Source organism: Streptomyces sp. NPDC056169 (genome assembly GCF_042268445.1).
Taxonomy (GTDB): Bacteria; Actinomycetota; Actinomycetes; order Streptomycetales; family Streptomycetaceae; genus Streptomyces.
Genome location: NZ_JBHJUO010000033.1, coordinates 16027 through 40181, shown reverse-complemented (window position 1 = coordinate 40181; position 24155 = coordinate 16027). Strand labels below are relative to the sequence as shown.

At 73.7% G+C, this 24155-nt stretch carries 22 protein-coding genes; 6 read left to right on the top strand and 16 right to left on the bottom strand.

Annotation, left to right across the window (positions count from 1 at the left end; translation table 11 throughout):
• The 5 genes from ACFC0G_RS37425 to ACFC0G_RS37405 form a co-directional block, all read right to left on the bottom strand.
• Window positions 1–1053, bottom strand: a complete 1053-nt coding sequence (locus ACFC0G_RS37425; RefSeq protein WP_376412903.1) for a PDR/VanB family oxidoreductase — start codon at window positions 1051–1053, stop codon at window positions 1–3.
• Window positions 1053–1937: a metal-dependent hydrolase gene (locus ACFC0G_RS37420; RefSeq protein WP_376412900.1), complete on the bottom strand. Its 885-nt coding sequence runs from the start codon at window positions 1935–1937 to the stop codon at window positions 1053–1055. The genes ACFC0G_RS37425 and ACFC0G_RS37420 overlap by 1 nt, the downstream gene beginning before the upstream one ends.
• A 100-nt stretch (window positions 1938–2037) precedes the next feature.
• Window positions 2038–4347, bottom strand: coding sequence for a hypothetical protein (locus ACFC0G_RS37415; protein ID WP_376412897.1), 2310 nt, complete (start codon window positions 4345–4347; stop codon window positions 2038–2040).
• A gap of 84 nt (window positions 4348–4431) precedes the next feature.
• On the bottom strand, window positions 4432–5232 hold the full coding sequence (locus ACFC0G_RS37410; protein WP_376412894.1) for a tyrosine-protein phosphatase: 801 nt from the start codon (window positions 5230–5232) through the stop codon (window positions 4432–4434).
• Between the two features lie 69 nt (window positions 5233–5301).
• Window positions 5302–6315, bottom strand: coding sequence for an NAD-dependent epimerase/dehydratase family protein (locus tag ACFC0G_RS37405; protein ID WP_376412891.1), 1014 nt, complete (start codon window positions 6313–6315; stop codon window positions 5302–5304).
• 266 nt (window positions 6316–6581) lie between these two features.
• Here ACFC0G_RS37405 and ACFC0G_RS37400 point away from each other — a divergent pair, with 266 nt between their 5' ends.
• Together ACFC0G_RS37400 and ACFC0G_RS37395 are read left to right on the top strand one after the other, a co-directional pair.
• Window positions 6582–7163, top strand: a complete 582-nt coding sequence (locus ACFC0G_RS37400) for a hypothetical protein (RefSeq protein ID WP_376412888.1) — start codon at window positions 6582–6584, stop codon at window positions 7161–7163.
• 49 nt (window positions 7164–7212) lie between these two features.
• Window positions 7213–8649: a PepSY-associated TM helix domain-containing protein gene (locus ACFC0G_RS37395; protein ID WP_376412885.1), complete on the top strand. Its 1437-nt coding sequence runs from the start codon at window positions 7213–7215 to the stop codon at window positions 8647–8649.
• Window positions 8650–8661: 12 nt separating this feature from the next.
• On the opposite strand, the gene ACFC0G_RS37390 is transcribed toward ACFC0G_RS37395, so the two are convergent.
• The 4 genes from ACFC0G_RS37390 to ACFC0G_RS37375 form a co-directional block, all read right to left on the bottom strand.
• Window positions 8662–9240, bottom strand: coding sequence for a winged helix-turn-helix domain-containing protein (locus tag ACFC0G_RS37390; RefSeq protein WP_376412882.1), 579 nt, complete (start codon window positions 9238–9240; stop codon window positions 8662–8664).
• A gap of 384 nt (window positions 9241–9624) precedes the next feature.
• Window positions 9625–10656, bottom strand: a complete 1032-nt coding sequence (gene glnII / locus ACFC0G_RS37385; RefSeq protein WP_376412879.1) for a glutamine synthetase — start codon at window positions 10654–10656, stop codon at window positions 9625–9627.
• A 137-nt stretch (window positions 10657–10793) separates the two neighbouring features.
• Window positions 10794–11966, bottom strand: coding sequence for a hypothetical protein (locus ACFC0G_RS37380; RefSeq protein WP_376412876.1), 1173 nt, complete (start codon window positions 11964–11966; stop codon window positions 10794–10796).
• Window positions 11963–13396 carry a hypothetical protein gene (locus ACFC0G_RS37375; RefSeq protein WP_376412873.1) on the bottom strand — a complete coding sequence of 478 codons (1434 nt, stop codon included), beginning with the start codon at window positions 13394–13396 and terminating at the stop codon, window positions 11963–11965. Before ACFC0G_RS37375 ends, ACFC0G_RS37380 begins: the two co-directional genes overlap by 4 nt.
• Window positions 13397–13602: 206 nt before the next feature.
• On the opposite strand from ACFC0G_RS37375, the gene ACFC0G_RS37370 reads away from it, so the two are divergent.
• Entirely contained in the window at window positions 13603–14523 is a 921-nt protein-coding gene (locus ACFC0G_RS37370; protein ID WP_376412870.1) for a Gfo/Idh/MocA family protein, read from the top strand.
• On the opposite strand, the gene ACFC0G_RS37365 is transcribed toward ACFC0G_RS37370, so the two are convergent.
• A complete protein-coding gene (locus tag ACFC0G_RS37365; RefSeq protein ID WP_376412867.1) occupies window positions 14499–15971 on the bottom strand; it encodes a PLP-dependent aminotransferase family protein in 1473 nt (490 codons plus the stop codon). The two genes, ACFC0G_RS37370 and ACFC0G_RS37365, sit on opposite strands and share 25 nt — an antisense overlap.
• A gap of 37 nt (window positions 15972–16008) precedes the next feature.
• On the bottom strand, window positions 16009–16368 hold the full coding sequence (locus ACFC0G_RS37360; protein WP_376412864.1) for an arsenate reductase family protein: 360 nt from the start codon (window positions 16366–16368) through the stop codon (window positions 16009–16011).
• A 148-nt stretch (window positions 16369–16516) separates the two neighbouring features.
• Between ACFC0G_RS37360 and ACFC0G_RS37355 the strand changes: the two genes are divergently transcribed.
• Complete coding sequence (locus ACFC0G_RS37355) at window positions 16517–16792, top strand: hypothetical protein (protein ID WP_024758496.1); 276 nt, start codon at window positions 16517–16519, stop codon at window positions 16790–16792.
• 85 nt (window positions 16793–16877) lie between these two features.
• Here the strand turns inward: ACFC0G_RS37355 and glnA are convergent, their stop codons facing one another.
• The gene (glnA, locus tag ACFC0G_RS37350) at window positions 16878–18302 is read right to left on the bottom strand and encodes a type I glutamate--ammonia ligase (RefSeq protein WP_376412860.1); all 1425 of its coding nucleotides are present in this window, start codon (window positions 18300–18302) and stop codon (window positions 16878–16880) included.
• A 221-nt stretch (window positions 18303–18523) separates the two neighbouring features.
• Here glnA and ACFC0G_RS37345 point away from each other — a divergent pair, with 221 nt between their 5' ends.
• The gene (locus ACFC0G_RS37345) at window positions 18524–18991 is read left to right on the top strand and encodes an RDD family protein (protein WP_376412857.1); all 468 of its coding nucleotides are present in this window, start codon (window positions 18524–18526) and stop codon (window positions 18989–18991) included.
• A gap of 71 nt (window positions 18992–19062) precedes the next feature.
• Here ACFC0G_RS37345 and ACFC0G_RS37340 read toward each other — a convergent pair whose 3' ends face one another.
• From ACFC0G_RS37340 to lipB, 4 genes are all read right to left on the bottom strand, one after another.
• Window positions 19063–19767, bottom strand: a complete 705-nt coding sequence (locus ACFC0G_RS37340) for a DUF4191 domain-containing protein (RefSeq protein WP_376412854.1) — start codon at window positions 19765–19767, stop codon at window positions 19063–19065.
• A gap of 10 nt (window positions 19768–19777) precedes the next feature.
• Window positions 19778–19993: a hypothetical protein gene (locus ACFC0G_RS37335; protein ID WP_141295984.1), complete on the bottom strand. Its 216-nt coding sequence runs from the start codon at window positions 19991–19993 to the stop codon at window positions 19778–19780.
• Between the two features lie 370 nt (window positions 19994–20363).
• Window positions 20364–21317 (bottom strand): lipoyl synthase, encoded by a 954-nt coding sequence (gene lipA / locus ACFC0G_RS37330; protein ID WP_376412851.1) that lies wholly within the window; start codon window positions 21315–21317, stop codon window positions 20364–20366.
• Between the two features lie 113 nt (window positions 21318–21430).
• Window positions 21431–22246, bottom strand: coding sequence for a lipoyl(octanoyl) transferase LipB (gene lipB, locus ACFC0G_RS37325; protein WP_376412848.1), 816 nt, complete (start codon window positions 22244–22246; stop codon window positions 21431–21433).
• 357 nt (window positions 22247–22603) lie between these two features.
• Between lipB and ACFC0G_RS37320 the strand changes: the two genes are divergently transcribed.
• On the top strand, window positions 22604–24154 hold the full coding sequence (locus ACFC0G_RS37320; protein ID WP_376412845.1) for a regulator: 1551 nt from the start codon (window positions 22604–22606) through the stop codon (window positions 24152–24154).
• Window position 24155 lies beyond the last annotated feature (1 nt).

Sequence of the window (24155 nt, the reverse complement as noted above, 5' to 3'; positions counted from 1 at the left end):
CTACAGGTCCAGGACGAGCCGCTTCCCCGCGCAGCGCGAGACGCAGATCAGCATCGAGTCGTCCCGCTCCGCGTCGGTGAGCAGCTCGTCCCGGTGGTCGATCTCCCCTTCCAGGACCCGCTGTTGGCAGGTCCCGCAGAAGCCCTGCCGGCAGGAGTACATGAGGCCGGGCACCTCCTCGCGGACCGCGGCGAGCACCGACTGGTCGGCCGCCACCGTCACCGTCCGCCCGGAGCGGCGCAGTTCGACCTCGAAGGCGGTGCCGCCGGCCGGCGCGGCGGCGGAGAAGCGCTCCAGGCGCGGCACCCGGCCCTCGGGCATCGCCGCGCCCACCGCGTCCATCAGCCCGTCGGGACCGCAGCAGTAGACGAGGGTCTCGACGGGCACGTGCGCGAGGAAGTCCAGCTCGGGAAAGCCGGACTCGTCCTCGGCGACGACCGTGACGCGGTCGCCCCCGAGCCGTTCGATCTCCTCCGCGTACGGCATCGTGGCCCGGCTCCGCCCGCAGTACACGAGCCGCCAGTCCGCCCCGGCCGCCTCGGCGGCGCGCACCATCGGCAGGACCGGGGTGATGCCGATGCCGCCGGCGAGGAAGACGTACGCGGGGGCGTCGACCAGCGGGAAGCGGTTGCGCGGCCCGCGGATCTCGACCTCCGTGCCCTCGTGGAGCTGCTCGTGGACCTCGCGCGAACCGCCCTGGCCGTCCTCGATGAGGCGCGTCGCGACCGTGTACGAGCCGGTGTCGGCCGGGTCGCCGCAGAGCGAGTACTGCCGCACGAGCCCGGAGGGCAGGACGAGGTCGACATGCGCGCCCGGCTGCCACGCGGGCAACCCGGAGCCCTCCAGGCGCAGTTCGACGACACCGTCGGCGGGCGTGGCGCGCCCGGTCACGAGGACCCGGCGGGGGACCGTGCTGCCCCGGCCGTACCCGGACACGGGCACGTCGAGGGCGGGCATCGGCCACAGCGGGGCCGTGGACATCCGGCTGCGCACGGCGCGCCGGACGAGCAGCGCGGCGCCGGCGACGAGGGCGACGGTGGCCAACCGCGGCATCAGTGGCCTCCGTTGGCGCCGGGGGAGGAGGCGAGGTAGGCCAGCGCCTGCGCGGTGTCACCCTCCTGGGAGGGGTGGTAGGCGCGGCTGAGGTAGCGGGGGACGGAGCGCAGCATGGACGGGGTGGAGGGCAGCATGCCCTGCCGGCCCTTGCGGTAGAACTGGCCGAAGGAGGCCTTGCCGTCGAGGAGGCTCGGGTCGTTCTCCATGAAGAAGCGGGCGCCCCGCTGCCAGAGGAAGACGAGCGCGGAGAAGGCCAGCGCCCAGGTGCGGGCGCGGCGCCGGTAGCCGCCGTCGAGGTGCATGAAGAGCTCGAAGGCGACCGAGCGGTGCTCGACCTCCTCCGCCCCGTGCCAGCGCAGCAGGTCGAGCATGACGGGGTCGGCGCCGCGCCGGTCGAGCTCGTCGGCGTTGAGGACCCAGTTGCCGAGGAAGGCGGTGTAGTGCTCGATGGCGGCGATGATCGCGACCCGCTCCATCAGCCACCAGCGGCGCGGCCGGCCGGGCGGCAGGGTCCGGTCCCCGAGGAGCTTCTCGAAGAACCAGTCGACCTGCGCGGTGTACGGGGTCGGGTCGAGGCCCAGCTTCCTCAGGTGGGGGAGGACGTCGTCGTGGGCCTGGGAGTGGATGGCCTCCTGGCCGATGAAGCCGATGACGTCCTCGCGCAGCCGGTCGTCGGTGATGTACGGCAGGGCCTGCTTGTAGACGTGCACGAACCACCGCTCGCCCGCCGGGAGCAGCAGGTGCAGCACGTTGATCGTGTGCGTGGTGAAGGGGTCGCCGGGAACCCAGTGGAGGGGGGTCTCCGCCCAGTCGAAGGAGACCTTGCGGGCCTTGAGCTCGACGTGTTCCGACGCCACCGGTGCAGGCTGCGTATTAGACATGTCGTCAATGTACTGAGGGGTAGGCGCCGGCAACAGGCCTGTGCGCCGCCTTTTTCGGCGGTACGGGCCGCACGGGCCGCGCTCCCCGGACGCCCCTGCCTCACCGCAGCGCGGCCACCCGCGTGCCGTCCCGCAGGGTGCCGTCCAGATCGGCCCGCGCCCCCGCCTTCGCCTTCACGGCGAGCACCGGACCGGCCGCACGGCCCTTCACCCCGCCGGAGGTCTCCAGGGAGGCGACGTCCGGGCTGCCCGCCGCCAGGACGTACCACCCGCCGCCCGGCGCCCGCCACAGCACGCCCGCGAGGACCCGGGGATCCCGCACCCCGCACGCGGGCGAACCCTCGGAGCGGGCCGCGAGCGCCGCCGGCGCCTTCGGCGACGGCACGAGGAACTGGGCGAGGACCCGGCTGCCCGTGCCGCGCCAGGTCTCGGCGCGCGTGCACACCCAGGTGCCGCGCCCGGCGCCCTCGGGCAGCGGCTGCGTCGCGAACCGCCAGGCGTTCACCGACCGCACCCCGTGCGCCCGTACGGCCGTCAGCTGGCAGGCCGTCCGCGCCCACGCCTCGCGCGCCTCCTTCGCCGTCACGTCCGCCGGCGCGTCCGGCGGCCCCCACAGGAGCCGGGCCGGCGCCAGCTCGCCCAGGTCCGTGAGCAGCCGGGTGCCCGAACCATCCCGCACCTGGAGGGAGTTCCAGCGCTCGCACCCCTGCGCCTGCGCGGGACTCGGCACCGGCTCGGTCACCCCGTACGCGTCCCGGGCCAGCGGCCAGGGCTCCTTCGTGGGCGCGAGCAGGTCCCGTACGCCCGCCTCCCGCACCCAAGGGGCTGTCAGATAGCGGACGTTGCCCGAGGACCGGGAGACCACGAGAGCGGCCGCACCGACGGCGTCGGCCGCGTCCGTCCGCGCGAAGTCCAGCGCGGCGCCCGCGGTCCCCGCCACCGGCTCCGCGTACCGCACGGCCCGCAGCCCGTCGTGGAAGAGCACCACCCGGACCCCGTCCACCAGCCCCGCGAACAACAGCTGCGGCGGCCCCATCGGCGGCCCCACGGGCGTCCCGGGCGTCGCCGAGGACTGCACGGAGAGCCCGGGCCGCGCCCACACGGCGAGCGCCCGCCGCAGCAGCGCACGGTCCCCGGTGAGACCGCCGCGCGCGGGCCACACCGAGAAGTCCTGCCGGGTCGACGCGGGCCAGGCGGCGGGCGGCACGCGCTTGACGGCACCCGGGTCGAGCGCGGCCTCGGCGGCGGGGTTACGGGCGTACGAGGGGGCGGCAGCACCGTTTCTGCCCCAGCCGTCCCCGGGCAGGCCGAGCAGCGTCCCGCACACGACGAGCGCGGCGACGGCGACGAGCGCGGCCCGCGCATGCTGCCGCCGCCGCAGCAGATCGGTCGGCCGGGCCTGCAAGGAACAGGGATCGAACTCGGCCGACTCCAACAGAGCGGCGCCGCTGACCCGCACCCCCCGCCGCCCGCCGTACCCGGCGGCGGCACCACTGCCGCCGTCCCTCCCGGAGGCTCCGGGCCCTCCGTCGTCCCGGGTGTCCTCGCCGTAGCCGGGCCCGTCGCCGGGCCCTCCGGCGGGGCCGTTCTCCTCGCGGCGCCAGGCGTCCGCGAGCCGGGCGCGGTCGCCCGGCCTGCCCGGGCTGCCGGTCCTGCCGGGCCCGGCCTGCTCGCCGACCCTCTCGGCGCGGCCGTCCCCGCCAGGAAGGGCCGGTTCGCCGGACCGGCGCGCGCTCCCGGATCCGGCCGGGCCTCCGGTCCCGCCCGGGCCTCCGGTCCCGCCCACGCGGCCGGTCCCGTCGGCGGTACCCGGCGACTCCGACAGGTCGTCGTCGTACTCCTCCGCCGCGTCGACCGCGTCCGCCTCCGCCAGGGCCGCCGCCGGGTCGGTGACGCCCGCCGCGGCCAGGACCCGCAGGACTTCCGGGTCGCCCTGGCGCTCCAGGCCGCGGAGCACGTACGCCGCCCGGCCGGCGCCCGAGAGGGCGGACAGGCGCTGGTCCAGGGCGAGTTCGTCCGCGCCGCCCACCCTCGGGAAGACCCGCAGCCCCCACACCTGCGGCAGCAGCGGCGGGAACTGGGCCCGGCGCGGCAGCGCGCGCCGCCGCAGCGGCAGCCCGGCGATCAGGGCCTGCCGCAGCACCTCGCCCCGCACGTACGCGTAGCCGGGATCGACCGCGTCCTCGGTGCGCCGGGGACCCGGGACCGCGGGACCCGGCACCCGGCGGCGCGGCAGCGAGCGCTGGACGAGCGCGTGCGCGGTCAGCACCCGGCGGTTGCGGCCGAGCGTCGGCGGCAGCACGAGATAGGCGATGCGCACGAGGCGCGGATACCGCTCGACGAGCGCGGCCTCGGCCTGCTCGACGTCGACGGGGCCCACGGGCGAGGGGTCGAGATCCTGGGTGCTCACGTTCAGCAGAACGAGCGATTCTTCCGATGGTCACCCCGGCGCCCGGTGCCGCCCGGAAGTCCCGGCGGCGGCCCGGGCGGCGGCTCAGGCCGAGTGGACCGTCAGCCGCTCGCGGATCAGCTCCGTCACCTCGTCCGGAACGCCCAGACCCTCCCGTACGTACTTCTCCATCGAGCCGTGCCGGACCGCCACCTCGTCGAGCCCCGCCGCCAGGTACTCCGGCAGGACGCCGATCAGGTCCAGCGCCAGCTCGGGGTCCCCGCCCTGGGCCGTGAACCCCTCGATCATCGGCGCGAACGCCTGCCGTACCGCCGTATTCACCGACAGGTACTCCGTCCGTACCGTCTCCTCGTCCGCGCCCAGCAGCGACAGGACGACCGTCGCCGCCCACCCCGTCCGGTCCTTGCCCGCAGAGCAGTGGAAGAGCACCGGCCCGGCCCCCGGCGTTCCCAGCTCCGTCAGCAGGGCGCGGTACGCGGCGCGGGCGGAGTCGCCGGACACGAAGGTCCGGTAGGTGCGCGCGAAGGCCGCCCGCACCCGGCCCCCGCCGAGGTGCTCCTCGGCGAGCGCGGGGTCGGTGAGCAGCATCTTCAGCCGCGCGGCGGGCGGCAGCCCGCTGACGGCCAGATGGTCGGCGAGGACGTCCGCGACGAGCAGCCGCGCGCCGGCCGGCAGGTGGTCCGGCCGGTCGCCGCGCTCGCTCTCCGTCCGGAGGTCGACGACCGTACGGATGCCGAGGTCCGCCACCACCGGCTCGGCCGGGTCGAGCCGGTCGAGCTGCGCGGAGCGGAGGGCGAGACCGGACCGGACGGCGCGCCCGTCACCGAGGGGCAGGCCGCCGAGGTCGCGGAGATTGGCGACGGAGGCTGCGGGGATGGCGGGCATGGGCGTCGACTCCTCCGGTTCGTCCCTTTCCTATCGACCGTAGTGGATCGTCCGAAGTGGGGCAGTTCGTCAGTGGCTTTCGACGCCGAGGGCGTGCTTCGCCAGGAACTCCGCCTCCCGCTCGGGGGAGAGTCCGACCTCCGGCCGGTCGGGGCGCCTCGGCGCGACACCGCCGAGCGATTCCAGCCACGCCCAGGTGTCCGCGACGGTCTCCTCGACCGGCCGGCAGCGCAGCCCGGCCGCGACCGCCCGGGAGACGTCGGCGGTGTGCATCGCGTCGTACATCTCGCCCGGCGGCAGCCACACGGGCAGCTCCGACCAGGGCTCGATCCCGGCCGCGAGGAGCGCCTCCGGCTCCGCCCACCGCAGCTCGACCTCCGCGCCCGTCGCCCGCACGCACGCGTCGAGCAGCTCGCCCATGGTGGTGTGCCCGGGCGGCGACACGAGGTTGTACGGCCCCGAGAGCCCGGCCGCCACCGCGTCGAGCGTCCACTCGGCGAGGTCGCGGGCGTCGACGTACTGGAGGGGGAGCGTGCTCGGCCCGGGCGCCAGGACCGTCCCGCCGCGGGCGATCCGGCCCAGCCACCAGGGGAGCCGGCCGACGTTCTCGTACGGGCCGATGATCAGGCCCGCGCGGACGTGCAGCGTCCGCTCCGCCCCGAAGGCGGCCGTCGCGGCGAGCTCGCCGCCCCTCTTGGACTCCGCGTACGGCATGTCCCCGTCGTCGGGCGATCCCTCCACCAGCGGGCCGTCCTCGCCGAGTCCGGCGGCCGGCGGCCAGGAGTAGACGGAGCGGCTCGACACGTACGCGTACCGCCCGACCCGGTCCGCGAGCAGCCGGGCCGCGTCCCGGACCGCCGAGGGCGCGGCCGACCAGGTGTCCACGACGGCGTCCCAGGAGCCGGTGGCGAGGGCGGCGAGACCGTCCGGTCCCGCGGTGCGGTCGCCGTGCAGGGAGTGGACTCCGGCCGGAGGCGCGTGGCGGCCCCGGTGGAAGACCGTCACCTCCCAGCCCCGGCCGAGCGCCGCCTCGACGACCGCGCGACCCACGAACTCCGTACCACCGAGAATCAGCAATTTCATGATCGAAGAGTGCCCGGCGGCGGCGGGCGGGGCCAGGGGATTCCGCTCCGGGAGGATTCCGCCGGGGGAGGAACGCACCGGACCGGGGGAGGAACGCACCGGGCCCAGGAGGAACGCGCGAGCCCGGGGGGAGGGGGTCTGTTCGGCCAGATGGCGGGATGGCACCATGGCGGGCGATGACGGATGCCCGGTCGCCGCTGCGCGCCCTGCGAGCCGCGCTTTTCGCGGTGGTGTGCGTGACCTTGGCCGCCGTGGGGCATTCGTCCATGTCTGCGCATCAGCTCCCGGCGTCCGGCCTGCTCGGCGCCCTCGCCGCGACGGCCGTCGCCGCCTGGGCCGCCGCCGGCCGCCGCCGGGGCGTGCCGACGATCGCGGGCGCCATGCTCGTCCTCCAGGGCGCGCTGCACCTGCTCTTCTCGATGGCCGGTTCTCACCCGTCGGCGCACACCGCGAACGACGCGATGCACATGCCGGGCATGACGACCCCGCATGTCATGGCGGGCACGACAGGCGCCCATGACGCCGCCATGAGCGCGGGCGCGGCCATGGACTCCGACCCCGGCATGCTCGCCGTCCACCTTCTCGCCGCACTCCTCTGCGGCCTCTGGCTCGCCCACGGCGAAGCCGCGTTCTTCACGCTCGCCGAGGCGGCCCTCGCGTACGCCTTCACCCCGCTGCGCCTGCTGTGCGCGCGCGTCCGCGTCCCCGAGGCCCCGCGCGGCCCGGTCCGCAGGACGCGCGGCCACGCCCACCGTCCCCACACCGTCGTCCTCGCGCACACCGTCTCCCGGCGCGGGCCGCCCCGGCCGTCCGTACCCCGCGCCACGGCCCTCGGAGCACACGTCTGACACCGGGGGTCTCCTCCCGTTGTCCCACCGACTCCAAGGACGGTCAGCCATGACCATCGACGATCCCGCACGCCCCGACACCACCGAGGCGCCACCGTCGGAGACGCCCGACACCACCGCTCCGCGCAAGGCGGGCACCTGGAGCGCCCTGCGCCCCCTCGTCCTGCGGCTCCACTTCTACGCGGGCGTCCTCGTCGCCCCGTTCCTCCTCGTGGCCGCCGCCAGCGGCCTGCTCTACGCGCTCTCCTTCCAGGCCGAGAAGGTGATCTACGCGCACGAGCTGGAGGTCCCCGTCGGCGACACCGCCCTGCCGCTCTCGCAGCAGGTGAACACCGCCCGCAAGGTCAACCCGAACGGCACCGTCACCGCCGTCTGGCCCGGCGCCGAACCGGGCGCCACCACCCGGGTCCTGATGGCCGACCCGGACGTCCCCGAGGGCACCTCGCTCGCCGTCTTCGTCGACCCGTACACCGGGGACGTCCGCGGCCAGCTGCCCAGCTTCGGCAGCTCCGGCGCCCTCCCGCTGCGCACCTGGATCGACGGACTCCACGCCGATCTGCACCTCGGCGAGCTCGGCCGCAACTACAGCGAACTGGCCGCGAGCTGGCTGTGGGTGATCGCCCTCGGCGGTCTGGCGCTCTGGCTCGGCCGCCGCAGGAAGAACCGCCGTGCGCTGTTCGTCCCCGAGGGCGGCCCGAAGTCCCGCCGCCGCACGCTCTCCTGGCACGGCTCGGTCGGCCTGTGGGCCGTGACCGGACTCGTCCTGCTCTCCGCGACGGGCCTGACCTGGTCGCGGTACGCGGGCGAGAACATCGGCACCGTGCAGGACGGTCTCGGCGGCGCGACCCCCACGCTCACCGCGACGCTCGACGGCGCGGCCGGCGCCGGCTCGGAGCACGCGGGCCACGGCGGCGGCCACCCGCAGGGCGGCTCCACCGCCCAGGGCCCGGACATCGGCGTCGACAAGGCGGTCGAGGCGGCCCGCGCGGCCGGCATCGACAGCCCGAGGATCTCGGTCGTCCTGCCCGCCGAGGGCAAGGGGTACGTGGTCAAGGAGACCGACACGCAGTTCCCGCTGGAGCTGGACTCGGCGGCGGTGAACCCGGCGGACGGCACGGTCCTCGACCGCCTCGCCTTCGCCGACTACCCGCTCCTCGCCAAGCTGACCCGCATAGGCATCGACGCGCACACCGGAGTGTTCCTCGGCCTGTTCAACCAGCTGGCGCTCGCGGCCCTCGCGCTCGCCCTGATCCTGCTGATCCTCTGGGGCTACCGCATGTGGTGGCAGCGCCGCCCGGGCCGCCCGGTGGCGCGCGGGGCCTGGCGCAAGGTCCCGGTGACGATGCTGCTGCCGCTCGCGGCGGTCACGGCCCTCGTCGGCTGGTTCGTCCCGCTGCTCGGCCTCAGCCTGCTGCTGTTCCTCGCGGTGGACCTCACCCTCGCCCTCGTGGCGAGGCTGAGGGCGAGGTCCACGCGGAACGCCTGATCAAGTCCGGGATCAGGGCGTGTACTTGTAGCCGACCCGCCGCACGGTCTGGATCGTGTGGCGGTGCTCGGCGCCCAGCTTCCGGCGCAGCCGGGCCACGTGCACGTCGACCGTACGGCCGTCGCCCACGTGCCCGTACCCCCACACCGTCGTGACCAACTGGTCGCGGGTGTGCACCCGGTGGGGGTTCGCCACCAGATGGGCGAGGAGCTCGAACTCCAGATATGTCAGGTCGAGCTCCTCCCCGTCGACGACGGCGATCCGCCGGACCCCGTCGATGGTCACCGGCCCCTGCTCCTCCGCGGCCGAGGACGGCGCGGGGACGGGGGCGGCCACGGGCGCCGGGGGCTGCTGATCGGCCGGTACGAGCACGAGGTACCCGACCATCGGCGGGCGCCCCGGCAGCGTCGGCAGCGCGTGCTGCGGCGCGGGCAGCAGGGTGGCACCCGGCGGCAGCAGGTCGGCCACCTGGGAGAGCTGGGCGAGCGGCGAGAGCGGCGGGAGACCGACGACCTCGTTGGGGTCGACGGCGCGCAGCCGGTGCCGCCCGGGGCGGACGGCGGCGAGGGGGGCAGTCTGGATGTGGGCCATGGAAGGTCAGCTCTTTCGCGCGGAGAAACGAACGGACAGGCGTCGTACGTCATTCGTCGTGCGCGTCGGCCGAAGGCCGGGATCGGACCGAACCGATCGGGGGCTTTAGAGGGCCGACGCGTTCCTCGCGCGGCAACAGACTCGGTCGAAGTCGTCGTGCTGCCGGGAAGGCCAGAACGGCTCAAGGTCGCAGCGACCTGTCGCGGTCTCGTTCTTCATCGTGGCCATATCCCTATTGAACCAGAAGGGAATGCCCTCGACGAGTCATTCCCCGGCCAAACCCCGTGTCGTCCATCCCACATGACGGAAGAGGCGCCCACCGTACGAAACGGTGGGCGCCTCTCCGGAGGTGCGCGTGCGGCGGTCCGGGACGGGACCGGAGGGTCAGACCTGGCCGGCCTTCTCCAGGGCCTCGCAGCAGGTGTCCACCAGCAGGCGGGTCACCACGTACGGGTCCACGTTCGCGTTCGGGCGACGGTCCTCGATGTAGCCCTTCTGGTCCTGCTCGACCTGCCACGGGATGCGGACCGAGGCGCCGCGGTCCGAGACGCCGTAGGAGTACTCGTCCCACGGGGCGGTCTCGTGCAGGCCCGTCAGGCGGTCGTCGATGCCGGCGCCGTAGTTCTTGACGTGGTCGAGCGGCTTCGAGCCCACGCCGAGGGACTCGGCGGCGGTGATGATCGCGTCGTAGCCCTCGCGCATCGCCTTGGTGGAGAAGTTCGTGTGCGCGCCCGCGCCGTTCCAGTCGCCCTTCACCGGCTTCGGGTCCAGGGTCGCGGAGACCTTGAAGTCCTCGGCCGTGCGGTACAGCAGCCAGCGGGCCACCCACAGCTGGTCCGAGACCACGAGCGGGGAGAGCGGGCCGACCTGGAACTCCCACTGGCCCGGCATGACCTCGGCGTTGATGCCGGAGATGCCCAGACCCGCGGTGAGGCAGTTCTCCAGGTGCGCCTCGACGATGTCGCGGCCGAAGATCTCGTCGGCGCCGACACCGCAGTAGTAGCCGCCCTGCGGGGCCGGGAAGCCGCCGACCGGGAAGCCGAGCGGACGCTCGCCGTCGAAGAAGGTGTACTCCTGCTCGATGCCGAAGATCGGCTCCTGCGAGGCGTACTTCGCGGCCACCTCGGCGAGCGCGGCACGCGTGTTGGAGTCGTGCGGCGTCATGTCCGTATTGAGGACCTCGCACAGCACCAGGATGTCGTCGCCGCCGCGGATCGGGTCCGGGCAGACGAAGACCGGCTTGAGGACACGGTCCGAGGCGTGGCCCTTGGCCTGGTTCGTGCTGGAACCGTCGAAGCCCCAGATCGGCAGCTCGTCGAGCGAGGCGCCGCCGCCCACGATGATCTTCGTCTTGGAGCGGAGCTTCGCGGTCGGCTCGGTGCCGTCGATCCAGATGTACTCAGCCTTGAAGGTCACGGGCGTCATCCTTTGTGCGTGCTGCTGCGGGTGCGCGGCGGCTCGCTGCGCTGCGAGAAGCTGCGGTGTCGGTGTCCGGTCGCAGCTTCGCAACACGGGATTTCCCGTCGGTTGCCCGTTTGTGAACCCCGTGTTACTCAGCCTTCCTCTTTTTCCCGCAGGCGCCGTGCGACGACGTGCGCGTCGAGCAGCGCCCCGAGCCCCGCCGCCTCGATCCGCCGCACCACCTCCGCGTACGAGGTGCCGAGGGCCTCCGCCGTCCGCTCCAGGTGCCAGTCGCGGTCCGCGAGCACCCGCAGCAGGTGCCCCTTGCGGATCTGCTTCTCGGAGAGCCGGAAGGTCTTCAGATAGGCCGCCCGCCCCTTGTGGTCGGTGATCAGCTCGCCGATGTGCTGCTCCCGCCCGTCCCGCAGGAACGGCGGCAGGAACCGGTGCAGGTCGAAGCCCCCCATCCGGTACACCCGCTCGAAGGCGTACGAGGTCTCCAGGAGGTCCCGCGCCATCAGCCCGTCGTGCGCCTCGACCCAGGCCCGCTCCTGCGCGCGCGCCGCCGCCCGCAGGTCCGCGAGCGTACGGATGCCGCCGGCGCCGTCCCGGATCCGCGCCGTGAACTCCGGCACCGGACCGCCGTAGTACGCGTACTGGTGGACCAGCTCCCCGTACAGGTCCTCCACGAGCGTCGGGTGCAGCAGGCGGTAGTCGTCCGGGTGCGGGACGACGAAGGCCGCGGCCAGGGCGTCGGCCACGTACAGGAGCAGCCCGCACTGGCCCGGATGGAGCTCGAAGATCCGCAGGGCCTCCGCGAGCCCGGGCACCGTCCACCCCGCGTACGCCGCCTCGGCGCGCGGCGAGAGACCGTGCCCGAGGGCCTTGCGCGACCAGTCGTCCCAGACCACGGACGGCCCGCCGAAGTGCAGCGCGAGATACCCCTCAAGGGCGAGGTGGAGCGGCAGGAAGCGCAGCCGCCGCTCGGCGGGCCGCCGCTTCGCCAGCCGGTGCAGGCGGCGCACGGGCACGCACGAGGACGGCGCGCCCTCGCCGCCGAGCAGGGTCCCGTACACGGCGGACTCCGCTCCGGCCCCGGCCGCCGCCCCCGGCGCCGTCCAGTCGGCGACGAAGCCGTGCGGGACGTACGAGGTGTACGTCGTCCGGTCGCCGAGGTCCACGGCGCCGAGGCCCGAGCCCTCGTACACCTCCCGGCGCAGCCGCAGCCCGGGCACCGGCTCGTCCCGCACCAGCGGCACGATCCGCACCCCGCCCCACACCTGCGCCGGCCGGACGTCGAGCCCGGTCAGATCGATCCGCGTCATCCCCCGGCCTCCTTCGGACCGGCCGGCAGGAACAGCTCCACGCGCCGGTCCAGATACGCCCGCAGCTCGGCGAACCCCGTCCGGCCCTCCGCGAACTGCGCGATCTCCACCAGGGCCGCCAGGTCCTCCGCGTCCCGGATCCCGGCCGTCGGCACGCTCGGCGCCAGCCGGCGCACGTCGAAGCCCTCCGCGTCGTATACGGGGTTGAGGTGCACGACGCTCGTCCGGCGCCCGGGATCGAGCCGCGCGCGCCACACCCGCAGGACCTCGCCAGCGAGCCCCGGCGGCGCGTTGTCCCAGCCGTCCGAGACGATCACGACCCGGTCGGGGCCGGTCTCCAGGGCGTCCAGGATCCGCAGGCCGAGCGGCGTCGGCCCGTACGGCCGGACCAGCAGCGGATCGGAGCCGCCCGAGGTCCAGAGCGCGGTGTACGCCCCCGGCGCCGCGAGGGCCTCCAGGAGGAAGTGGCAGCCCAGCGCGACGGCCAGCGGACGGCGCCGCTTCACCGTCGAACCGGACGACGAGAAGCTGTCGTCGAGCACGGCGGCGACCCGCCCCCAGCTCCCCGCGTACGGCCCGGCCGCACGCCGGGCGGCGGCCCGCAGCGCACCCGTCAGCTCGGCCCGCCGCGCCACCCGCTCGCCGAACGGCAGCGCGAGGACGTACAGCGCGAGCCGGGTGAGCGGCATGACGGACAGGTCGGCCCCCGCCCCGGTGACCGCGCGCGTCGTCCGGTCCGCCCGGAGCCGCTCCAGCCGGGTCATGCGGGGCGCGATCCGCTCCAGGAACACCGCGCGGGGCACCTTGTGCCGCGCGGCGAAACCCTCGGCGACCGTGAACGGCAGCTCGTACAGGGCGGTCTGCTCGTAGTGCGCGCGGCGGTACGCGTCGAGGGTGGCGCTCTCGTACCGGACGCGGCGGCCCGGCGCGAAGAGGAAGTCGCCCGTCTCGGGGTCGGCCGGCCGCCCGTGGACGTGCCGCAGGGCGGCCTTCATCCCGGGCCGGTACTTCACGGCGTCCAGCGTCGGATCGGGCCGCGCGGCGAGCCACGCGCGCACGATCGCGCGCGTGCGGCGGTTGTTGACCCCGGCGGCGCGCAGGGTGCGGAACAGCCGGTAGACGCGCTGCGGCGGCAGCAGCGCGAGCCGCGCGGCGATCAGCCGTCCCTCGGCCCGTTTCGCCTCGGGCCCGCCGGCGTCGTGGGGCGTGCGCAGGAGCTGCTCGACGATCAGGGCGGCGTTGTGGTGGTTGATGTCGAGGGCGAGCGCGGCGGCGTACACGGGCCGGTAGTTGACCCGTACGTACTCGTGGACGAACCGCAGCGAGAAGTGCTGCGCGGCGGCGGACGAGCGGAACTCGCGCTGGCCGGTGGCGGTCACGGCGGCGTTGACGAAGAGGAGCACGTCCTCGGCGGCGACGAGCTCGGACAAGGCTCTCCCCTTCTCGTGGGCGCCGGCCGGGGAATGGGGGCACGAACAGCGAAGACGTTGCTTCATAGGCAGGTTCCGGAAGTCGCACCGAAGTCCCGCGGCCGGCCGTCGAACGCTAACACCGGGGAGGGGGACCCCCGCCAGCGGATTACGGTCCCGGGCGGCCCGGACCCCGCGCTGTCGGTGGCACCCGGCAGACTGGGGGCATGGCGAAGCACCCGGGCGCGAAGCCCCGTATCGGACTCCTCGGCACCGGCCCCTGGGCCGCCCGCACGCACGCGCCCGCGCTCGCCGGGCATCCGGGCATCGAGTTCAGCGGCGTGTGGGGCAGACGCCCGGAGGCGGCGGCCGGGCTCGCCGCCGCGTCCGGCACGCGCGCGTACGACGACGTGGACGCCCTCTTCGCGGCGAGCGACGCCGTGGCCTTCGCGCTCCCGCCGGACGTCCAGGCCCCGTTGGCGGTGCGGGCGGCGCGGGCCGGCTGCCACGTCCTGCTCGACAAGCCGGTCGCCACGACGGTCGAGGGGGCCCGCGAGGTCGCCGAGGCGACGGAGAAGGCCGGAGTCGCCTCCGTCGTGTTCTGCACCCTCCGCTTCGCGGAGACGACGGCCCGCTGGATCGAGGAGCGGGCGGCGGCGGGCGGCTGGTTCCTTGGCGAGGCGCACTGGCTGGGCTCGCTCTACGGCCCCGGCTCCGCCAGCGCGTACGCGGCCTCGCCCTGGCGGCGGGAGAAGGGCGGGCTGTGGGACGTCGGCCCGCACGTCCTCTCCGTCTACCTGCCGGTCCTCGGCGACGTCACCGCGATCACGGCCGTGCCGGGCCCGGAGGACACCCACCACCTGGTCCTGCGCCACAGCTCGGGCGCGAGCAGCACGGCCACCCTGACGCTCAGCGCCCCACCGGAGGCGGCGGAGGTGACGCTCTCCCTGCACGGCACCGCCGGCCGGGCCGAACTGCCCCGCTGGGGCGGCGCGGTGGACGCCTTCGGCGCGGCCGTGGACGCCCTGCTCACCGCGGCCCGCACCGGCGAACCGCACCCCTGCGACGCCCGCTTCGGCCTCCGGCTGACCGAGATCCTGACGGAGGCGGAGCGGCTCGCCGCTCAGAGCGCGGCGGACAAGGCCTGACAGAGCGCGTCCAGGGCGGCCGGGTACAGCCGGTCCGGGGGCGTGGCGTAGCCGACGACGAGGCCGTCGGGGAGGGCCGGGCCCAGGGCCTCCGGGTGCCGGTAGTCCGCGAGGCCCTCCACGGCGACCCCGTGCCGGGCCGCGGCGGCGACGGCCGCCCGCTCCGTGCCCGGGGGCAGTTCCACGAGCGCGTGCAGCCCGGCGGCGAGACCGGTCACCCGGACGGCCGGCACGCGCTCCGCGAGCACCGAGACCAGCCGGTCGCGCCGCACGCGGTGGTGCTGGCGCATCCGACGGACGTGCCGGTCGTACGCGCCGGAGTCGACGAACTCCGCGAGCGTGAGCTGCTCCGTCGCCGACGTGTGCGGTTCGCGCACGCCCTTCGCCTCGACGACCCCGTCCACCAGGGCCTCCGGCAGGCACATCCAGCCGATCCGCAGCGCGGGGGAGAGGCTCTTGCTGACGGAGCCGAGGAGGACGGTCCGGTCGGGGTCGAGGCTCTGGACGGCGCCCACCGGCCGCCGGTCGTAGCGGAACTCGCCGTCGTAGTCGTCCTCCACGACGAGCCCGCCGGAGCGCCGCGCCCACTCCAGGACGCCGGCCCGGCGTTCGGGGTGGAGCGGCCCGCCGGTGGGGAACTGATGGGCGGGGGTGAGCAGGACGGTGCCCGCCTCCGGGGGGATCTCCGCGACGCGCGCCCCGTCCTCGTCGACGCCCAGGGGCAGCGTGTGGATGCCCGCCTCGCCCAGCAGCCCCTGGTGGTAGGGGAGTCCGTAGGCCTCGACGGCCCAGGGACGGGGCGGCGCCTTGTGGGCGGCCGTCTGGCGGGCGGGTTTCTCGCGGGCGTGCGTCGCCAGGGGAACGCGCGCGAGGAGCCGCAGGGCGTGCGCGGTGCCGGAGCAGATCACGATCCGGTCCGGGGTGGTCCGTACGCCCCGGACCCGGGCCAGGTACGCGGCGAGGGCCCGGCGCAGTTCGATCCGGCCGCGCGGGTCCCCGATGCCGAAGGCCTCGTGGGGCGCGGCGGTCAGCGCCCGCCGGGCGGCCGCCAGCCAGGCCGCGCGCGGGAAGGCGCCGGGGTCCGGCTTGCCCTGGACGAGGTCGTACGGGAGCGCTGCCGGCGCGGCGGGCCGTGCCGGTCCGGGGGCCGGAGCGAGGACCCGCTCGGCCACCCGCGTCCCGGAGCCCTGGCGGGAGGTCAGCCAGCCCTCGGCGACGAGCTCGGCGTAGGCGTCGGCGACGGTGTTCCGGGCGATCCCGAGGTCGGCGGCGAGCGACCGGTAGGGCGGCAGCAGGGTCCCGGGCGCAAGGCGTCCGCCGCGCACGGCCTCGCGCAGCGCCTCGGCGAGCACGGCCCGCCGGCTGCCGCCCGCACCGAGCTCCAGATGCAGATCGACCCCGAGCCCGCCGGGCCCTCCGTCCACCGTCCCGCTCACCGTCCCGCTCACCGCACTCCCTCCCGGCCCTGCCCGTGTCCCCGACGGCTCAACGGGACAGGGCGTCCCGCACGGCCTCCTCCGACCGGCCCACGACGGCCGTGCCGTCCTCCGCCGTGATGATCGGCCGCTGGATCAGCTTGGGGTGCCCGGCGAGCGCCTCGATCCACCGGTCCCGGTTCGCCGCGTCCCGGGGCCACTCCTTCAGCCCGAGCTCCTTGGCGACGGCCTCCTGCGTCCGCGTGATGTCCCACGGTTCGAGCCCGAGCCGGTCGAGCACCTGCCGGATCTCCTCGGGCGAGGGCACGTCCTCCAGGTAGCGCCGCACGGTGTACTCGGCGCCCTCGGCGTCGAGCAGGGTGAGGGCGCTGCGGCACTTGGAACAGGCGGGATTGATCCAGATCTCCATGCCCCCACGGTACCCCCCAGGCCTCCCGCCACCACCCCCCAAACCCTGTCTGGCCAGGGGCGATTGTCAGTGGGGGCCACTAAAATAAGGGGTGAAGGTGAGGGTCCCGGGGAGGGCCCGCACCCCATCGTTCGCCAGGAGGTAGCCCATGGCTCTCGCCGTGATCCGGACACCGTCCCTCGAACCCTGGAAGCCCCTCCAGAGGAAGCCGCTCCCGGCGGGCCGCCCCCGCGAGTGGTACGTGACGCACAACCGCCGCCTCAAGGCCATGCGTCTCGCGATCGCCCTCCTCGACGCCGGCGTCTACGTCCCGTCGAAGGCCACGAACGCGACGATACGCACGACGGCCGCCGACATCGGCATCCACCCGCCCTCCGACACCACCTGCCGCATGGTCCGCGCCCTGATCCGCTACGGCCGCTGACCCCGGGCGGGACCGAGGAGACGGCGAAGGCCGCCGCACCCGGAGCTCCGGGTGCGACGGCCTTCGTACGTGCGGCGCGTCCGGCTTAGAGGTCGAAGTAGAGCTCGAACTCGTGCGGGTGCGGGCGCAGCTGGATCGGGGCGATCTCGTGGGTGCGCTTGTAGTCGATCCACGTCTCGATCAGGTCGGACGTGAAGACGCCACCGGCCTGGAGGTACTCGTTGTCGTCCTCGAGGGCGTGGAGGACGGCCTCCAGGTTGGTCGGGACCTGCTGGACGTTCGCGTGCTCCTCGGGAGCGAGCTCGTACAGGTCCTTGTCGATCGGCTCCGCCGGCTCGATCTTGTTCTTGACGCCGTCGAGGCCCGCGAGGAGCAGCGCCGAGAAGGCGAGGTACGGGTTCGAGGACGGGTCCGGCGCGCGGAACTCGACGCGCTTGGCCTTCGGGTTCGAGCCCGTGATCGGGATGCGCATGGCGGCGGAGCGGTTGCGCTGCGAGTACACCATGTTGACCGGGGCCTCGAAGCCCGGGACCAGGCGGTGGTACGAGTTCACCGTCGGGTTGGTGAAGGCGAGCAGCGACGGGGCGTGCTTGAGGATGCCGCCGATGTAGTAGCGGGCGGTGTCCGAGAGGCCGGCGTAGCCCGTCTCGTCGTAGAACAGCGGGTCGCCGTTGGCCCACAGCGACTGGTGGACGTGCATGCCCGAGCCGTTGTCGCCGAAGATCGGCTTCGGCATGAAGGTCGCGGTCTTGCCGTTGCGCCAGGCGACGTTCTTCACGATGTACTTGAAGAGCATCAGGTCGTCGGCCGCGGCGAGCAGCGTGTTGAACTTGTAGTTGATCTCGGCCTGGCCGGCGGTGCCGACCTCGTGGTGCTGGCGCTCGACCTGGAGGCCGACGTTCTCCAGCTCCAGGGAGATCTCGGAGCGCAGGTCGGCGAAGTGGTCGACCGGCGGGGCCGGGAAGTAGCCGCCCTTGTAGCGGACCTTGTAGCCGCGGTTGTTCTCCTCCGAACCGGTGTTCCAGGCGCCGGCCTCGGAGTCGATGTGGTAGAAGCCCTGGTTCGCCGAGGTCTCGAAGCGCACCGAGTCGAAGACGTAGAACTCCGCCTCGGGGCCGAAGTAGGCGGTGTCGGCGATGCCGGTGGAGGCGAGGTACGCCTCGGCCTTCTTCGCGATGTTCCGCGGGTCACGGCTGTACTGCTCGCCCGTGATCGGGTCGTGGATGAAGAAGTTGATGTTCAGCGTCTTGTCGCGGCGGAAGGGGTCCACGCGGGCCGTCGACAGGTCGGCGCGGAGCGACATGTCGGACTCGTGGATCGCCTGGAAGCCGCGGATCGACGAGCCGTCGAAGGCGAGCTCCTCCGCCGGGTCGAAGGCCGTCGCCGGGATCGTGAAGTGCTGCATCACGCCCGGAAGGTCGCAGAACCGGACGTCGACCATCTTGACGTCGTTGTCCTTGATGAACTTGTTGACCTCGTCGGCGTTCTGGAACCCGTGCTTCTCGGACATCCAACTCCTCCTACTCCCGGCCCGGGGAGGGGCGGGGTTGCAGCTCGGTCGTGCGGCCAGTGCGGTGGCACACGCTGGACCCGACCATAGGCAGACGGGATTTCTCAAGCATGACCCATTTGTTTCGTCGAAGTTAACCGGAGCGGGTGTGCGGCGCGCTGCGACGTGCCTGGGCCGACCCGGCCGGAAGTGATCGAAAACGGGCGCAGTACGGTGGTCGGGTGGACAACAGGCAAGCACTCGGATCGTGGCTCTCCGGCCCCCGCGCCGCGGCGGAGCAAGCAGGCGTGGACTTCGGTTACCGGGGTCAGCAGCTGGGACTGCCCGAGGAGGGGCCCGGCTCGATCGCCCGCCCGGGCCGCCGGCTGGGCGCTCTCGCCGCCGACTGGGCCCTCTGCCTGTTGATCGCATACGGCCTGATCACCGACGGCTACAACCAGGCCACCGGCAACTGGGCCCTGGTGCTCCTGCTCGTCCTGAGCGTGCTGACCGTCGGCACGATCGGCTCGACTCCCGGCAAGCGCCTCTTCGGTCTGCGGGTCGTCTTGGCGAACGGCGGCCGGCTGAGCCTGCCGCGCGTGGCGATCCGCTCCGTGCTCGTCTGCCTCGCCATCCCAGCCCTCATCTGGGACCGCGACGGCCGCGGCCTCCACGACCGCCTCTCCGGCGCCGTCCAGGTCCGCATCTGAACCCCCGAGTACGTGAGAAGGGCCCCGGACCGTGTGGTCCGGGGCCCTTCTCACGTACGGGGTCGGGCGCGTCAGCGCGTCTTTCCGCCGCGCGGCATCCGCATGCCCTTCGGCATCGGACCCTTCGGCAGCGGCATGTTGCTCATGAGGTCGCCCATCGCACGCAGCCGGTCGTTGGCCGCGGTGACCTGCGGGCCGGTGAGCACGCGGGGCAACTTGAGCATGGTCGTGCGGACCTTCTTCAGCGGCACCTGGCCCTCGCCGTCGCCGACGATGATGTCGTGCACCGGCACGTCCACCACGACACGGCTCATGCGCTTCTTCTCGGCCGCGAGCAGAGTCTTCACCCGGTTCGGGTTGCCCTCCGCCACCAGCACGATGCCCGCGCGGCCGACCGCGCGGTGCACGACGTCCTGGCTGCGGTTCATCGCGACCGCGGGGGTCGTCGTCCAGCCGCGCCCGACGTTCTGCAGCACCGCCGCCGCCGCGCCCGGCTGGCCCTCCATCTGCCCGAAGGCCGCGCGCTCGGCGCGCCGCCCGAACACGATGGCCGCCGCCAGGAGCGCCAGGACGAAGCCCAGGATGCCCAGATAGACCGGATGACCGATGAGGAAGCCGATCGCGAGGAGGACACCGAGTACGACGATGCCCACGCCTGCGACGACAAGTCCGACCTTAGGGTCAGCCTTTCGGGTCATCTTGTACGTGAGGGCGATCTGCTTGAGCCGCCCCTGGTTCGCAGCGTCAGCGCTGCCCGTGTTTGCCTTCCTCGCCATGTCCTGAAGTTTACGTGGCTCGCGAGGCGTGGCCAGACGCGGCCTCCATCACATGCTGGGCCTCGACCCGGTCCTTGGCGTGGCGGCGGTCCTCCAGGACGGAGGTCCAGGCGTTGCGGCGGGCGGTGCGCTGCCCGGCGCCGAGCAGCAGGGCCTCCACGGCCTTCAGGGCGTCGGTGACGGACGGGATCGCGGTGACGCGGACGTGCGTCGATGCGGCCGGCATGTCGGGGTCCTCCCTCGATTGCGGATGAGAGGTGGGGGGATGCGAGCGGGTGGTGGCGGTGAGTGAAATCAGGCTCACAGATCGGTGTTACCAGGGCGTGACCCGCTGGTCAAACACTGATGAAACGTTGATGCGGCCATGTGCGCGACGCCGGATACGCCGACGCGGCCCGCACGTCCCCGCTGAGCTGCGGGGCCGTACGGGCCGCGTCGAATCCGGCCACTACCGGCCGGTAACTACTTGTGCTCCGATTCACACAGCCTGTGTGGCGTTGTCCACCGCGCCGCGCTTCTCCGGCCTTCTGGTCGAGCTCCGCCTCGCCACCGCTTCGGCCGCGTGCCCGCCCTCGTTCCTCGGGCGGACCCGCAACCTACGCTCCGGCTCGGCTGCGCTTCTCCATCGCCTGCTGGAACAGACGCCCCGCACGGTACGACGACCGGACCAGCGGGCCCGACATCACACCGGAGAAGCCGATCTCGTCGGCCTCCTCCTTGAGCTCCACGAACTCCTGCGGCTTCACCCAGCGCTCGACGGGGTGGTGCCGGACGGAGGGGCGCAGGTACTGCGTGATCGTGATGAGCTCGCAGCCCGCGTCGTGCAGCTGCTGGAGCGCCTCGCTGACCTCTTCGCGGGTCTCGCCCATGCCGAGGATCAGGTTCGACTTCGTGACCAGACCGTAGTCACGCGCCTGCGTGATGACGTCGAGCGAGCGCTCGTAGCGGAAGCCCGGACGGATCCGCTTGAAGATCCGCGGCACCGTCTCGACGTTGTGCGCGAAGACCTCGGGGCGCGAGTCGAAGACCTCCTTCAGGAGCTCCGGCACCGCGTTGAAGTCGGGGGCGAGCAGCTCGACCTTGGTCCGGCCGTCGGAGCGCTCCGCCGTCTGCTGGTGGATCTGGCGCACGGTCTCCGCGTACAGCCAGGCGCCGCCGTCCTCCAGGTCGTCGCGCGCGACGCCCGTGATCGTGGCGTAGTTCAGGTCCATCGTGACGACCGACTCGCCCACGCGACGCGGCTCGTCACGGTCCAGCGCCTCGGGCTTGCCCGTGTCGATCTGGCAGAAGTCGCAGCGCCGGGTGCACTGGTCGCCGCCGATGAGGAAGGTCGCCTCGCGGTCCTCCCAGCACTCGAAGATGTTGGGACAGCCCGCCTCCTGGCAGACCGTGTGCAGGCCCTCGCTCTTCACGAGGCTCTGCATCTTCGTGTACTCGGGACCCATCTTGGCGCGGGTCTTGATCCACTCGGGCTTGCGCTCGATGGGGGTCTGGGCGTTCCGGACCTCCAGGCGCAGCATCTTGCGTCCGTCGGGTGCGACTGCGGACACATCGGCTCCTGTAGCTTCGATTCTTCGGCGCACACCAGGGTACGCCCGTTGCTTCCCATGCCTTTACGTCTGGCCAACCTGTGGCCAGAGCCATGCATTCCTCAGAGGCGGTCTCAGGGCGAGACCGGCGCCGGCTCCGCCGGACGCTCGATCTCGCGGGGCCTCAGCTCCGCCTGCTCCAGGACCTCCCGCAGATGGCGCTCCACGACCGGGAGTACCTCCTCGATCGTGAGGTCCCGGCCCAGTTCGTTGGCGAGCGAGGTCACACCCGCGTCGCGGATGCCGCACGGGATGATCCGGTCGAACCACGCGTTGTCCGGGTTCACGTTGAGGGCGAAGCCGTGCATGGTGACGCCCTTGGCGACCCGGATGCCGATGGCGGCGAGCTTGCGGTCCTCGCGGCGCTGGCCGGCGTTGGACGGGGCGTACTCGGGGCCGTTCAGCCGCGGATCGAACTCCTCGTCGGTGAGCCGGGGGTCGAAGTCGAGGGAGAGCCCGCCGAACGACGGCCGGTCCTCCACCGGGTCCCCGAGGACCCAGACGCCGCTGCGGCCCTCGACCCGGCTCGTCTCCACGCCGAACTCGGCGGCCGTACGGATCAGGGCGTCCTCCAGGCGGCGGACGTGCGCGACGACGTCCACCGGGCGGGGCAGCTTCATGATCGGGTAGCCGACCAGCTGGCCGGGGCCGTGCCAGGTGATCTTGCCGCCGCGGTCCACGTCCACGACGGGCGTGCCGTCCAGCGGCCGCTCGTTCTCCGCCGTGCGCCGGCCCGCGGTGTAGACCGGCGGGTGTTCGAGCAGCAGACAGGTGTCGGCGGTCTCGTCGGCGAACCGTGCGGCGTGCACTTCGCGCTGCTTGTCCCAGGCCACCTGGTAGTCGACGGCATCAGCGCCGAATCCAAGGCGGACGAATCGCAGCTCACTCACGGCCATGCCTCCTCCTGGGTGCCGCGGCCGGGTTCCGGGGATCATCCCGGGCCGGCGGGGCACCACGCGTCATTCGCGCCCATGCCACTGTACGGCGACACCACGGACACCTGTACGGGGGTGCCGGGGACGCGTGTAGATGCGCCGCCGGGGGTCCGTCTACGGGCGGTGCCGGGTCACCCCCTCCGTCAGATGGACCGAGACGGCTACGTCAGCGACGCCGTCAATCCTCACACGATCGGATGAATGTGGGGCGAAGGTGGCGGTACGGGCCGTGAGGACCGCTAAATTCGCGCCGTTCCATGAGGGTCCGAACGGGCTGCACCTGGGCCCGGAAGGCAGGAGACCGCACAGCTGATGACGGAACGACCACCGCAGCGCATCCCGAACCGCCAGCTCGCCGCGCTCATCGCCGAAGCCGGGTTCTCCAATGCGGGCCTCGCCAGACGGGTGGACCAGCTCGGTCTGGAACACGGCCTCGACCTGCGGTACGACAAGACCTCCGTGACCCGCTGGCTCCGCGGCCAGCAGCCGCGCGGCACCACCCCCGCCCTCATCGCCGAGGTCTTCACCCGGCGCCTCGGCCGCCGGCTCTCCGCGCAGGACCTCGGTCTCGACGCCTGCGCGCCGGTCTACGCGGGCCTGGAGTTCGCGGCGACCCCCGAGGAGGCCGTCGACATCGTCAGCGGGCTCTGGCGCAAGGACTCCGGCAGCCACGCCGAACTCCGCAAGATCGCCTTCACCCCGGCGGGACTCGTCGTCCCCAGCCGCGACTGGCTCATCGGCCGCGCCGACGACCGGGTGGCCCGCGGCGAGCTCGCCCCCGGTCCGCCCGGCTCCCGGGCGCCCGGCGGGGCGGCCGGAGACCCCCGAGCGCCGCACGACCTCCGCTCCCCGCACGAACCCCGCGTCCCGCACGACCCGCGGATCACCGGCGACCCGCGCGTCCCGACGCAGGGCCGCTTCTCCGTGCCCCGGCAGCGCGGCACGGACCGGGGGCCCGGCCAGCGGGTCTCCAGCGGGGACATCGCCGCCCTCCGCTCCGTCGGCGAGCTCTTCCGCACCCTCGACCACGCCTACGGCGGCGGCCACGCGCGCCAGGCCCTCGTCCGCTACCTGGAGCACGAGACCGAGCCGATGCTGCGCGGCACCTACGGCGAGGCCGTCGGCCGCCGCCTCTTCGCCGCCGCCGCCGACCTCACCCGGCTCGCCGGCTGGACCTCGTACGACATCGCCGCCCACGGCCTCGCCCAGCGCTACTTCGTCCAGGCCCTGCGCCTCGCCCAGGCCGCCGGGGACCGGGCCTACGGCTCGTACGTGCTCCTCACCATGAGCTGCCAGGCCGTCTACCTCGGCCACGGGCGCGAGGCCGTGCAGCTCGCCCGGGTCGCCCAGCAGGGCGTCGGGCCCGCCGCGCCGCCCGTCGTCCAGGCGATGCTGCACGCCATCGAGGCCCGCGGGCACGCCGTCCTCGGCGAGGCCCGCGCGTGCAGCGCCTCCCTCGTACGGGCCGAGCGGGCCCTCGAAGCGGCCCGGCCGGGCGACGAGGTGCCCTACTGGGCGAGGCTCTTCGACGAGGCCCAGCTCGCCGACGAGCTCGGGCACTGCCACCGCGACCTCCAGCAGTACCGGCCCGCCGCCCAGCACGCCGAGCGCGCGCTCCAGCTCCGCGCGCCCGGCTTCGCCCGCAGCCGGCTCTTCTGCCGGGTCGTCCTCGCCACCTCGCGCCTCGCCCTCGGCGAGCTCGACCAGGCCTGCGCGCTCGGTGCGGAGGCCGCCCAGCAGGCCTCCGAGATGCGGTCGGCGCGTGCCGTCGAGTACGTACGCGACTTCGAGCGCCGCCTGGAGCCGTACCGCGACGCCGCGGCCGCCCGCACCTACCGCGACCGCGTCGCCGCCATCGGCTGAG